The following is a 12,913-nucleotide window of genomic DNA, read 5'->3' as shown; positions in this document are numbered from 1 at the left end:
GTCACCGTGACCAGTCTCAGCCTCCCGGCACTGACGGCCGCCGCCGGCGCCGCGCCGATCACCTCCGCCGGCAACACGCAGCTCGGGATCGCCGTCCTCGCCGCCATCGCCCTCATCGTCCTGCTCATCACCCGCCTCAAACTGCACGCCTTCCTGGCGCTCACCGTCGGCTCGCTGGCCCTCGGTGTCTTCGCGGGCGCGCCCCTGGCCAAGACCATGGCCAGTTTCACCGCCGGACTCGGCGCCACGGTCGCGGGTGTCGGCGTACTGATCGCGCTCGGCGCGATCCTCGGCAAGCTGCTCGCGGACTCGGGCGGTGCGGACGAGATCGTCGACACCATCCTGGCCCGCGCCAAGGGCCGGGCCATGCCGTGGGCGATGGTGCTGATCGCGTCGGTGATCGGGCTGCCGCTCTTCTTCGAGGTCGGCATCGTGCTGCTGATCCCGGTGGTGCTGCTCGTGGCCAAGCGCGGCAACTACTCCCTGATGCGGATCGGCATCCCCGCGCTGGCCGGACTGTCCGTGATGCACGGGCTGATACCGCCGCACCCCGGGCCCCTCGTCGCCGTCGACGCGCTCCACGCGAACCTGGGCGTCACCCTCGCGCTCGGCGTCGTCGTCGCCGTCCCGACCGTGATCATCGCCGGGCCGTTGTTCTCCCGGTACGCGGCGCGGTGGGTGGACATCCCCGCGCCGGAGGAGATGATCGCCCGGGCCCGCCCCTCGGAGGAGCCCGAGCACCGCCCCCGGTTCGGGGCGACGGTGTTCACCATCTTGCTGCCGGTGGCCCTGATGCTGGTCAAGGCCCTCGTCGACATCGTGGTCGACGATCCCGCGAACCCGGTGCAGCGCGTGACCGACGTCGTCGGCTCCCCGCTGATCGCGCTGCTCGCGGCCGTGCTGGTGGGCATGTTCACCCTCGGCCGGGCGGCCGGCTTCACCCGCGCGCGGATCTCGGTCACGGTGGAGAAGTCCCTCGCCCCGATCGCGGGCATCCTGCTGATCGTCGGCGCCGGCGGCGGCTTCAAGCAGACCCTCATCGACGTGGGCGTGGGCGGGATGATCCTGGACGTGTCGCAGAACTGGGCCGTCCCGGCCCTGCTGCTGGCCTGGCTGATCGCCGTGGCGATCCGGCTGGCCACCGGGTCGGCGACCGTGGCCACCATCTCCGCGGCCGGTCTGGTGGCCCCGCTCGCGGCGGACATGTCCACCACGGGGACCGCGCTGCTGGTCCTCGCCATCGGCTCCGGCTCGCTCTTCTTCAGCCACGTCAACGACGCCGGTTTCTGGCTGGTCAAGGAGTACTTCGGGATGACCGTCGGGCAGACGGTGAAGACCTGGTCGGTGATGGAGACGGTGATCTCGGTGGTCGGCCTGGGCTGCGTCCTGCTGCTGTCGCTCGTGCTGTAGCCGCAGCCGTACCTGTAGGTCCTTGCGGTCCTGGAGCCGTCACGGGTCCTGCAGTTGGGCCGCGGCGAGGGCGAGGCCGCCCGCAGCCGTCGCGCAGCGGGCCGCCAGGTTCTCGACCTCGGCGCGCAGGGCCTCCGTCTCCCGCCCCTGCCATCCCGGCGACCAGGCCGCGGCCCTGCGCAGCCGGAGCGCGTGCGTGCGCAGCGCGGCGGCGTGGCCCTGCAGGCTCCCGTTCTGGGGCCGCGGCGCCGGCCGGAGCGGGCGCGGCCGCTGGGGCGGCCGGGCCGCGACCCGACGCCGGACGACGGGAGCGCGATCGGGATCGGGGCCCGCCGGAGGCCGTACGGGCAGGCCCGGGCCGCTGTCGCAGAAGGCCCACAGGGCGGCGCCGAGTCCGAGGAGCGGCCGGGCCGGTTCGGCCCGGCCGGTGGCGACCTGCCAGCCGGCGTGGTCGTTGAAGGGGTTCGCGTCGGTCAGCGCGTGCCAGGCGAGGATGTCGGCGAACGACGGTGCCAGCAACGAGAACGCGTGCTCGGCGCCCCGCTCGCGCATGATGGCGCGGAACAGCCGGACGGCCTCGGCCTGACGGCCGGCCTCGACGGCCCGCAGGACGGCCGCGGTGCCCGGGTCCTCCCGCAGTTCGGGGCGGTCGGCACTGACCGCCCGGATCCGGGCCTTGAGTCCGCAGACGGCGATGCTGACGGCGAGGCTCTCCCGGCCGGCCAGGACCCCCGCGAGCCGGCCGGCGCGGGCCGCACCCCGGCCGCGCGCGGCCCAGCCGAGGCCCGCCGGATCGGTGAGGGTGCGCAGCAGGGTGCGCCAGCCCCGCCTGGCGCGGCCTCCCCCGGCGAGTGCCGCCGCGGGCAGGCGGGCGCCGAAGGCAAGACCGGAGGCGTAGCGGGCGGCCTCGCCGACCGCGTCGGCGGCCTCGGCAAGTGCGCGGCACGGGGCGTCGAGCTGGTCGGCGTCCGGGGCGGTGGACGCGGAGGTCGCGGCGTCGGACATGGGATCCTCGTGGGTTTCGGCAGGGGCGTACGGGCGTGCGGGGCAGGGTGGAAAAGCAGTGCGGGCGGGGCGGGTGCGCCGGGTGGTGCGGGTGGGACGGCGCCGGCGGGGAGAGCGCGTCAGCGGCGGGTGAGGGCGATCCGGATGCCGTGCGGATCGAGCGTCACGGGCAGGGGTCCGACCGGGTCCAGGACGGGCCGGGTGCCGGTGACCCGGTGGCCGCGCAGCACCTCGGCGCAGAACGCGGCGGTGATCATCAGTCCGAGCTGGTCGCCCGGGCAGCGGCCCCCGCCGTGGCTGAAGGGCGCCATCCGGATGTCGTGGTCGGCCCCGGGGTTCTTCCACCGGCCGGGTACGAAGACGTGGGCGGCCGGTACCCGTTCGGGGTCGCGCTGGTGGAACGCGGCGGGCAGGAGCACCGAGGTGCCGGCCGGGTGGCGCACACCGCGCCATTCGGTCTCGCCGCGGGTGACGCGGATCAGGTCGGGCACCACCGGGTACAGCCGCAGCGACTCGCGGACGCAGGCCCGCAGCCTGGGCAGTTCGCCCCGGGCCGGTCCGGCGGCGACTTCGGCGGCCGCTTCGGCGGCGGCCGCGTCCTGTTCGCAGGGGTGGGCGCCGAGCAGGAGCAGCGTGCGCAGCAGGGTGTCGGGGACGGCGTCCATGGCCAGCAGCCAGAGCCGGGCCTCGTCGCCGGGGTCGACGGCGCCTTCGGGGTCGGCGGGGCCGGCGTGGCGGGCGGCGCGGCCGGCGAGCGTGTCGTCGCCGGCGTACCGGACGTACTCGCCGATGCGGGCGCGGGCCTTGTCGTCCACCGAACGCGCGGCGCGCCTCGGGCCGCCGCGCGGGCGCTTGTCCTCGGCGCGCAGCTGCGTGAGCCATCCGGCGAGTTCGTCGTCCTCGGCGGCCGGGTCGCCGAGCACGATCCGCCGGGCGGCCCGGTTCACCGCGTGCCGGGCCCGGGCGAGTTCGAGGGACCCGGTGGCGGTGAGGTACCGGGCCTCTTCGGCGACGGCCGTGAGGATCGGTCCGGCCGCGGGGTGCACGGGCACTCCGGCGGCCAGCACCTCCTCGTTCATCCGCCGCCGCTCGGCGCGCTGTTCACCGCGGGCGCAGCCGGCACCGTCCCCGTCGGGGTCGGGCTCGTGCGTGCTCAGGCCCCGGCACTTCTGCGGCGGGTCGGCCGCGAGGACTCCGACGGGTTCGGCGTAGAAGCGGCGCAGGTCCCGCGGGTCGAGGAGGACGAGGAGCGTCTTTCCGGACCGCGTGCGGACGAGAGCGGGCGCGTCCCCGTGCCGTGCGCGCAGGGCGCGGAGCGCGACGGCGGAGGCGCGTGCCCCGTCGGGCCGCCGGCGCAGCGGGCGGGGCCGGCCGGTGCCGGAGAGCAGGGCTCCCAGGGCGGCGAGAACGGTGGTCGCGGCCGCGGGGGACACGGTGGGCACGAGCGGTGCGGCGGGCCCGGGGGGCGCCTTGCGGAGCACCGCCCTCACGGCGGTCCGCCGGCCGGGGGCCTGCGCGCCGGGCGGCGGCGCGGGCGGCCCGGGGTCCCCGGGCGCCGGTGCGCCTCGGCGGGTCCGGCCGACGCCCTCCTCGGGGCGCAGGCGGACGGCCGGGCCGCCGTGCGTGCGGGGTGCGCCCCGTGCGGCGCGCACCGGCAGCCCGGTCCGTTCCGCGAGAGCCCGTACCCGGGCCTTGATCCCGTCGAGGGCGGCCCCTTGGACCGTACGCATCCGTGTACCTCCGCGGCGGGAACGACGACAACGGTCGGTGACATCGGCATCACCGTACGTCCCGGCCGCGGAGCGCGCGCTCCGAGCGCTACGTGCGGGGGATCCCGCCCGGCCCGCTGCTCCGTGCGGCTCCGTCCGGGGCGAAGACGGCCTCGCGGAAGGTGGTGCGCAGGGGCCCGCCGGCGGCCGGGACGAGTACGGCCCAGCGGTGGTGGCGGGGGGAGATCCAGACGGCGGGGCCCGGGTCGGTCGGGGCGTGGTGGGTCCAGACGCCGTGCGGGGCGGGGTGCCAGAGGAGCCCGCGGGCGGGGGTGAGTTCGCCCGTGCGGATGCGCAGGGACTCGGCCGTCCAGGCGGGGGTGAGGGGTGCCGGTGCGGTCGCGCCGTCTCCGGCCTCCGGAGCGCCCGCCGTGCCCGCGGCGCCCGGGCCACTCGGGTGCAGCAGGTGCCCCAGGAACAGGGCGAGGTCCGCGAGGGGCGCGCGGAGGGTGCCTTCGGCGAGGCGGGTGCGGGTCATGCCGAGCGGGTTCCAGACCCGTACGGCCGCGAGCTCGGCGAGGGTGCTGCCGCAGAGGTGCTCGACGAGACGGGTGAGGGCGGCCGTTCCGCCGGGGTGGGTGAGGAGGTGGTGGGCGGTGGTCCCGGCGGGGGTGTCCGCCGCGGCCTCGTCCCCGTAGGCGGTGAGCGGGGTGTGCAGCCGCAGCGCGCCCTCGTCGACGAGGGTTCCGACGGCCGGCCACAGCGCGAGGACGGCGGTGAGTCCGCCGACGTCGTGGACGTCGTCCGCGGTGCCCGAACCGGCGTGCGGGCCGTCGGGTCCGCCGACGGCCCACGCCGCGCCGGGATCGGCGGACTCCACGAGGGCCCGGACGGCGTCTGCCTGGTCGCTCAGGAGCGTCATGGTCGCCCACGCTAACGACCCGGGCCGCGGGCCCGCGGCAGGTCGCGCGGATCCGCGGCTCCCGCCACCCGAATGGGCCGGAGAGCCGCGGAGCCCGGACCGGAGGGGAGGGGGCGGGGCCGGCGGGCGCCCCGCCCCCTCACCGGATCAGCCCTTGTCCGGGCGGTCGGTCACCCGGAGCGTGTTGAGCAGGGGCTTGCCGAAGCCGGAGTGCGTCACGAAGCGGACGTTGAGCACCCCGTCGGTGACCGTGACCGTGTAGGTGCGGGTCAGGGCCTTGTAGGTGCCCGCCTCCAGGGCGATGTCGAGGGAGGGCAGGACCTGCGTGCCCTCGGCCAGGACGTCGAAGACGCGCTTGTTGGGCTTGGTGGAGGAGAGCTCGGCGAAGCCCAGCTCCACCGTGTAGGTGCCGTTCGGCACGTTGTCGAAGCGGTACTCGTACATGCCCTCGCGGGCGTTGCGGAAGAGCCGCTGCTCGTCCGTGCCGGCGATGGTGCGCCCGGTGGACTGGACGCTGCCGTTGCCCTGGTAGCCGTAGGAGCCGGCCGTGTACTTGCGGTCCGGGGACCAGGCGTCGCCGAGGGCGTCGGTGCTGCCGTAGCCGGAGCCCGCGTCCAGGGCGACCTGGTAGCGCGGGACGACGACCTTGACCGGGACGGTGAGGACCGGGGTGCGGCCGCTCGCCGAGGCGATCTTCAGGTCGGCGGTCAGGACCGTGCCGGCGGCCAGGCCGGTCGTGTCGACCGCGAGGGTGACCGCGGCCTTCCCGCCCGTCGGCAGCTCGCCGGCGGCCGGGGTGGCGGCCAGCCAGGCCGCGTCCTCGGTCACGGTGAACGCCGTGCCCAGGCCCGGGTTGGTGAGCTCCACGGTCCGGGTCCGCTGCTGGTCGGCCGGGAGGACGACCTCCAGGGCCGGCGTGGACGCCGTCACCCTGCCGGTGCGCAGGGACTGCGTGACCTTCGTGACGTCGGCGGCCTTGACCTCCACGGTGGCCGTGGCGGACTCGTACTGGGCCGCCGCGAGGGAGACGGTGCGCGAGCCGGAGGGGCTCTGGACGACGTACCCGCCGTCGGCGGCGGTGGTCGCCGACACGGCGGTGTCGCCCGTGCCGACGGTCACCGTGGCGCCCGCGACGCCGTTGCCGTCGTTGGCGTCGAGCACCCGGCCGGCCACGACGCCGCTCTTGGTGGTGCGGAAGGCGATGGAGAGGCCGTTGGTGATGACCGGGGTGTTGAAGGAGTACCTGAAGGCGTCGGTTCCGGTGGCGTTCTCCACGCCCACGGTGGCCGTGGAGCCGCCCTTGATGCCGCTGCCGCCGGTGCCCTTGTAGGAGTAGGTGACGGTGCCGTCCTCGCCGATGGCGGCCGAGAAGGAGAACTTGTCGGCCTGCGCCGACCAGTGGGACACCTCGCGCCACTCGATGACGTAGCTGCGGTGCGGGGCGGTGCCGGTGACCGCGGTGAAGACGCCCGAGCCGCTGCCCGCCGCGCCGACGACCAGGTCGTCCCAGAACGGGTAGAGGGCCGCGTTGGGCGTGGCCGTGCTCGGGAGGTCGCCGTTGATGTCGCCGGTGTGGTTGCCGCCGAAGCTGACCGTGCCGTTCGTGCCGATCCAGGCCTGGGCGTACGTCTTGCCGTACAGCGGCAGCGGGAAGGGCAGGTCGACCCGTTCGGTGGTGTTGTCGCCGGTCAGCGCGAGCTGGCGGCTCCCCTCCGCGTACGGCCGGTCGGCGGTGGCGCAGGCGTAGCCGTAGCCGTCGGTGCGCTCGGGGAGGTTGACCGCGACGGTGGTGTCGCCGCCGACGGTGACCTCGGCCGTGCCGCCGCTGAGGCAGCGGGAGGTGTGGGTGGCGTTCACCCGGTAGGTGCCGTGCGGCAGGGTGACCTCGAAGCGGCCCTGGGCGTCGGCGGTCGCGGTCACCGGGGTGTCGGCGATGGTGACGGCGGCCCCGGCGGCCGGCCCGGAGGCCGAGGCGACGGTGCCGGTGACCTTGCCGGAGGCCGCCTGGGTGAGGGTGAAGTCACCGGTGGCGGTGGCGTTCTCGGTCACCGTGGCGGTCGCGGTCTGCTGCCCGTAGCCGAACTTGGCCGCGGTCAGGGTGTACTCGCCGACCGAGAGGGCCGGGAAGGAGTAGCTGCCGTCGGCCGCCGTGGTGGCCGTACGGTCGATCGGGCCGTCGGCGGTGACCTTCACGCCCGCGAGGGGCTGGCCGCCGGAGCGGACGGTGCCGCCGAGGGCGCCGAGGGCGCCGCGCGGGGCGGCGTTGACGGCGGCGAGGACGTCGAGGCGGCCCTCTCCGAAGACGTTGTTGTCGGCGGCGTTGCCACCGCACTGGCTGCTGTCGGTGTCCAGGGCGGTGCCGTCCAGGAGCGACTCGGTCTGCGCGATGTCTCCTTCGAGGGCCGGGGCGGCGGACCACAGCAGGGCCACGGCGGCCGCGGTGTGCGGCGAGGCCATGGAGGTGCCGGAGAAGGCCTCGTACGCGCCGCCGGGGACGGAGGAGCGGACGTTCACGCCCGGCGCGGAGATGTTGGGCTTGACGATGCCGCCGGGGCCCGCGCCGCGCGAGGAGAAGGACGCGATCGCGTTGTTGATGTCGAAGGCGCCGGAGCTGTAGGAGCTCGCGTAGTCACCGGGCGAGCCGCTGGTGTTGCAGCCGGGTCCGGCGTTGCCGTTGGAGAAGGCCGGGAAGATGCCGGCGGCCCGCCAGGTGTCGACGATCTGCTGGTACCAGCTGTCGCCGCCGCTGCCGCCCCAGGAGTTGTTGACGATGTGCGGGGCGAGGTCGGGACGCGGGTTCTGGCCGTTCAGGTCCGTCGGGGCGACGATCCACTGGCCGGAGGCCAGCAGCGAGGCCTCGGAGCAGGAGTTGGACTCGCAGCCCTTGGCGGCGATCCACTTGGCGCCGGGGGCGACGCCGATCTTGTTGGCTCCGCCGTCGTCGCCGACCATCGTGCCCATGGTGTGGGTGCCGTGGTCGTTGTTGTCGCAGGGTGCGGCGCCCGCGCAGACGCCCGCCGGGTCGAACCAGTTGTAGGCGTGGGAGTAGCTGCCGTCCGCGTTCTTGCCGCGGTACTGGTTGGCGACGGCCGGGTGCGTGAAGTCGACGCCGCTGTCGATGTTGGCGACGACGATGCCCTCGCCGCGGACGCCGATCTGGTCCCACACCTGCGGGGCCTTGATCCGGTCGATGTTCCACTCGACGGCGTCGGCGACGGCCTTCTCGCGCTTGCCCTCGGCGGGCTTGGGGAGGTCGACCTTGTCGTCGGCGTCGATCCGGGCGACCTCGGGGCGCTGCGCGAGCGTGCCGGCGAGCTTCTCGCTGCCGACGACGCGGACCGCGTTGACGATCCAGTACGAGGTGTACTCGGCCCCCGCGCCTTCCAGGGCCTTGATGACATCGGCCTGGCTGCGCGCGGCGTGGTCCTTCTTCGTCCTCAGCACGGTCTCGGCCTTGGCGGCGCGGGTCTGCTGCTTCCCCGCGGCGGTGAGGTCGGCGGCGCTGTCGAGGTAGACCCAGAAGGCGGCTTTGGCGGAGCCGTCGAGCTGGGCGCGGAGCTTGGGTTCGATCTTGCGCTCGGCCGCGCTCGGTGCGCCGGGTCCGGGATCCGGTGCGGCGGCCGCGACGCCCGCGCCGAGCGGGAGCAGCAGGACCGAGGTGAGGGCGGCGAGCGCCGTGCGTAAGGACCGTGCGGACCTGCCCGGCCTCGTGGGCCTCAGGGCTCGTGAGGACCGCTTGTCGCGTTGGGCCACGTGTTGTCTCCTCGTACGCCGTGTGCGGGATGTGCGGGAAGGGTGCGCGTGACGTGCGCGGGTCATGGTGAAGGAGACGTCATGTTCATTACAAGAGGGCCTTATGAGCCGTTCCCCGCCCCAGGGCATGCCGTCTCTCCCGCGAACGCGCCGCCGCGCCCCGGTGGCCCTTCCCCGCCGGGCGGGCCAGCCTTGGAGGCATGACCGTGCCCGCCCAGTCGCCCGACACCCCGCCCGAGCCCTCCGTCGCGCTCGCCTCGGCCCGCGGCCGGTGGATCCTGCTGACCACGGTGCTGGGCTCGACCATGGCCATGCTGGACGGCACCGTGGTGAACGTGGCGCTGCCGCGCATCGGCGAGGATCTCGACGCCGATCTGGCGGTGCTCCAGTGGACGGTGAACGCCTATCTGCTGACCCTGGCCGGGCTGATCCTGGTCGGAGGCTCTCTGAGCGACCGCTTCGGGCGGCGCCGGATCTTCACACTCGGCGTGGTCTGGTTCGCCGTCGGCTCGCTGCTGTGCGGCCTCGCGCCGAACGCCGGGGTGCTGATCGCCGCCCGGGCCCTGCAGGGCATCGGCGGGGCGCTGCTGGCGCCCGGTTCCCTGGCCCTGATCCAGGCGTCCATCCGGGCCGAGGACCGGGGGCGTGCGATCGGCCTGTGGTCGGGGTTCGGCGGGGTGGGCGCGGCGGTGGGGCCGTTCCTCGGCGGCTGGCTGGTGGACGGGCCCGGCTGGCGGTGGGTCTTCCTGCTGAACGTCCCGCTGGCCGCGGTGTGCGTGCCGGTCGCCCTGCGGCACGTACCGGAGTCCCGGGACGCGCAGGCCCACGGGCGGTTCGACGTGGCCGGCGCGGCACTCGGCGCGGGCGCCCTGGGGCTGGTCACCTACGCCCTGATCGAGGCCCGGTCCGGATCGCCGGCGGTGATCGCCGCGGCGGTCCTGGGCATCCTGATGGGCGCCGCCTTCGTGTACGTGGAGCGGCGGCGGGCCGACCCGATGGTGCCGCCGGACATCTTCGCGTCCCGGCTGTTCACCGCCGTCAACCTCGTCACCCTGTGCGTGTACGCGGCCATCGGCGGGTTCTTCTTCCTCGTCGTGCTCCAGCTCCAGGTGGTGTCCGGGTACTCGGCGCTGGCCGCCGGGGCCGCGATGCTGCCCACGACCCTGCTGATGCTGCTGCTGTCCGCGCGCTCGGGTGAACTCGGGGAGCGGATCGGACCGCGCATCCCGCTCACGGTGGGGCCGGTGCTGTGCGCGGCGGGGACGCTGCTGATGCTGCGGGTGGGCCCCGCGGCCTCCTACATCACGGACGTACTGCCCGCGATGGTCGTGATGGGCATGGGCCTGGTGGCACTGGTCGCCCCGCTGACGTCCACCGTGCTCGCCTCCGTGGACCCCGGCCGGGCCGGACTGGCCAGCGGCATCAACAACGCGGCGGCGCGTGTCGCCGGGCTGCTCGCGGTGGCGGCGCTGCCGCTGCTGTCGGGGATGGGACCCGAGTCGTACCGCTCGGCGCCCCAGTTCGACGCCGCGTTCGGCCGGGCCATGCTCTGGTGCACGGGGGCCTTCCTGGCCGGCGCCGCCGTGGCCTGGGCGACCGTGCGCACCCCCGCGTCCAGGGCGTGCCACCCGCAGTGCCACACCTACTGCGCGGTGTCGGCCCCGCCGCTCGAACCCCGCGAGCGGGGTGGACGCACGGCGCCGGACTGATCCCGTGTGCTGGAGCGCGACGGCCGATCTGGTGGCCGGCACGGCCGTCGCCGCCGTCGGACTCGTCTGCGTGGCGCGCGTGCGCCGGGCCCGCGACCTGCCGGTGGCGGCGCTGCCGCTGCTGCTGGGCGTGCACCAGCTGGTGGAGGCCGCGGTCTGGGGTACGGGCGGCGGCTGCTCCCCGGCCGCCACCGCCTGGGCGGTGATCGCCCTGCCCCTGCTGCCGGTGTGGGTTCCCGTCGGGGTGCTGCTCGCGGCGGCGCCGGGGGTGCGGCGGCGCCTGTGGGGACCGGTGGCGGTCGGTCTCGCGACCGCCGCGGTCCTCGCGTACTCCCTCGCGACCCGGCCGGTGACTGCCGAGATCCGGGGCCGCACCATCGGCTACGGCGTGAATGTTCCGTGGATGCCGCTGGTCCTGACGGGCTATCTGTTCGCCACCCTGGGCGCGCTGCTGCTCGCCGGGGACCGGCGGCTGCGGACCCTCGGCATGGTGCTGGCCGCGGGGGCGCTGGCCTGCTCAGCGCTGTGGCGGCTGGAATTCGCCTCCACCTGGTGCGCCTTCGCCGCGGTCGCCTCGCTGCTGGTGCTGGGCTGGGTCCGGGGCCGCGAACCGGCCTCCGGGGACGCCTGATCGACCGAAAGTTACCTAGACGTATGTAGTGACTTCACACGCGAGCGGCAGTAGAACTCGTTCCCATTCCATCGAGAGTGAGGAACGTCACATGGGTGACAACGCCCTGCCCAAAAGAGGCTCCAATGGAATTTCACGCCGCGGATTTCTGGGTAGAACAGGTTCCATAATCGGGGCCGTGGCGCTGGCCGGTCACATCACCCCGGCCCAGGCCGCCGCGGCGGCCGCCGTCGCACCCGCAGCGATCGCCGACGGTGCCCGGGTGCCGGCCCTGGTCATCGGCACCGGCTACGGCGGCTCGGTCGCGGCGCTGCGCCTGGCCCAGGCCGGGGTCGACGTACAGATGATCGAGATGGGCATGAACTGGGACACCCCGGGCCCGGACGGCAAGGTCTTCCCGAAGGTGACCAGCCCCGACTACCGCTCCTTCTGGCTCCGTACGCGGACCAAGGCCCCGCTCAGCAACTTCCTCGGCTTTCCCATCGACAAGGACGTCCCCAAGTACACGGGGATCCTGGACGCCGAGGACTTCGCCGGCATCACGGTCTACCAGGGCCGCGGCGTGGGCGGCGGTTCGCTGGTCAACGGCGGCATGGCCGTCACGCCCAAGCGCGCGAACTTCGCCGCCGTCCTCCCCTCGGTGGACGCCGACGAGATGTACGACACCTACTACCCGAGGGCCAACGCCGGACTCGGGGTCGGGATGGTCGACCCGGCCTGGTTCGACACCGCCGACTGCTACCAGTTCTCCCGCGTCGGCCGCAAGCACGCCCAGCGGTCCGGCTTCGCGTGGACCTTCGTGCCCGACGTGTACGACTGGGACTACATGAAGCGCGAGGCCGCCGGCACCGCCACCAAGTCCGCCCTGGCCGGGGAGATCCTCTACGGCAACAACCACGGCAAGAAGTCGCTGGTGCAGACGTACCTCGCGCAGGCCCGGGCCACGGGCCGGGTCGCCGTCTCGGCACTGCACAAGGTCACCACGGTCTCCCCCGCCGCCGGCGGCGGCTACACGGTCACCATCGACCAGCTCAACACCACCGGCGACACCGTGGCCACCAAGACCGTCACCGCCGACCGGGTGTTCTTCGCGGCCGGCAGCGTCGGCACGTCCAAGCTCCTGGTCAAGCTGAAGGCGACCGGGGCACTGCCGAACCTCAACGGCGAGGTGGGCAAGGGCTGGGGCGAGAACGGGAACGTCATGTGCGGCCGCGCCAACCACATGTGGGACCCGACCGGCAAGCTCCAGTCGACCATCCCCTGCTCCGGCATCGACAACTGGGACGCGGGCGGCGCCTTCGCCGAGGTCGCCCCGCTGCCCACCGGGATCGAGACCTACGCCTCCTTCTACCTGTCGATCACGAAGAACCCCCACCGCGCCGAGTTCACCTGGAACGCCGCGACGGGCAGCGTGGACCTGAGCTGGCAGACGGCCTGGAAGCAGCCGTCGATCACCATGGCCAAGACCATCTTCGACAAGATCAATTCCAAGGAGGGGACGATCTACCGGACCGACCTGTTCGGCGCCTACAAGATCTGGAACGACACCCTCACCTACCACCCGCTCGGCGGCGCCGTCCTGAACAGGGCCACCGACAACTACGGCCGGCTGCACGGCTACACCGGTCTGTACGTGATCGACGGCGCGCTGATCCCCGGAAACGCCAGCGTGAACCCGTTCGTCACCATCACCGCGCTCGCCGAGCGCAACATCGAGAAGATCATCGCGACAGACCTCTCGTAGGGCCGCGTCCTCCCCCCAGCGGCCGGGGCC

The 12,913-nt window shown here is 74.2% G+C and carries 8 protein-coding genes; 4 read left to right on the top strand and 4 right to left on the bottom strand.

The window, feature by feature from the left end; translation table 11 throughout:
• Nucleotides 1-6 precede the first annotated feature (6 nt).
• On the top strand, nucleotides 7-1,410 hold the full coding sequence (locus AB0O53_RS03420; protein WP_365192997.1) for a GntP family permease: 1,404 nt from the start codon (nucleotides 7-9) through the stop codon (nucleotides 1,408-1,410).
• A 39-nt stretch (nucleotides 1,411-1,449) separates the two neighbouring features.
• Here AB0O53_RS03420 and AB0O53_RS03415 read toward each other — a convergent pair whose 3' ends face one another.
• The 4 genes from AB0O53_RS03415 to AB0O53_RS03400 all read right to left on the bottom strand — a co-directional run bounded on the left by AB0O53_RS03415 (nucleotide 1,450) and on the right by AB0O53_RS03400 (nucleotide 8,799).
• Nucleotides 1,450-2,415, bottom strand: coding sequence for a hypothetical protein (locus AB0O53_RS03415; RefSeq protein ID WP_350989436.1), 966 nt, complete (start codon nucleotides 2,413-2,415; stop codon nucleotides 1,450-1,452).
• Between the two features lie 119 nt (nucleotides 2,416-2,534).
• Nucleotides 2,535-4,145 (bottom strand): cytochrome P450, encoded by a 1,611-nt coding sequence (locus tag AB0O53_RS03410; RefSeq protein WP_365192994.1) that lies wholly within the window; start codon nucleotides 4,143-4,145, stop codon nucleotides 2,535-2,537.
• An 88-nt stretch (nucleotides 4,146-4,233) separates the two neighbouring features.
• Nucleotides 4,234-5,046: a serine hydrolase domain-containing protein gene (locus tag AB0O53_RS03405; RefSeq protein WP_350989434.1), complete on the bottom strand. Its 813-nt coding sequence runs from the start codon at nucleotides 5,044-5,046 to the stop codon at nucleotides 4,234-4,236.
• Between the two features lie 147 nt (nucleotides 5,047-5,193).
• Complete coding sequence (locus tag AB0O53_RS03400) at nucleotides 5,194-8,799, bottom strand: S8 family serine peptidase (protein WP_365192992.1); 3,606 nt, start codon at nucleotides 8,797-8,799, stop codon at nucleotides 5,194-5,196.
• A gap of 200 nt (nucleotides 8,800-8,999) precedes the next feature.
• On the opposite strand from AB0O53_RS03400, the gene AB0O53_RS03395 reads away from it, so the two are divergent.
• The 3 genes from AB0O53_RS03395 to AB0O53_RS03385 all read left to right on the top strand — a co-directional run bounded on the left by AB0O53_RS03395 (nucleotide 9,000) and on the right by AB0O53_RS03385 (nucleotide 12,883).
• Nucleotides 9,000-10,508: an MFS transporter gene (locus AB0O53_RS03395; RefSeq protein WP_365192990.1), complete on the top strand. Its 1,509-nt coding sequence runs from the start codon at nucleotides 9,000-9,002 to the stop codon at nucleotides 10,506-10,508.
• Nucleotides 10,509-10,512: 4 nt separating this feature from the next.
• A complete protein-coding gene (locus tag AB0O53_RS03390; protein ID WP_350989428.1) occupies nucleotides 10,513-11,139 on the top strand; it encodes a DUF6629 family protein in 627 nt (208 codons plus the stop codon).
• 91 nt (nucleotides 11,140-11,230) lie between these two features.
• Nucleotides 11,231-12,883, top strand: coding sequence for a GMC oxidoreductase (locus tag AB0O53_RS03385; RefSeq protein ID WP_350989426.1), 1,653 nt, complete (start codon nucleotides 11,231-11,233; stop codon nucleotides 12,881-12,883).
• Nucleotides 12,884-12,913: the final 30 nt, after the last annotated feature.

The sequence above is a fragment of the Streptomyces erythrochromogenes genome (assembly GCF_040684695.1).
Taxonomy (GTDB): domain Bacteria; phylum Actinomycetota; class Actinomycetes; order Streptomycetales; family Streptomycetaceae; genus Streptomyces; species Streptomyces erythrochromogenes_C.
Note: the sequence above shows the minus strand (reverse complement) of the source record. Positions and strands in the feature narration are given on the sequence as shown.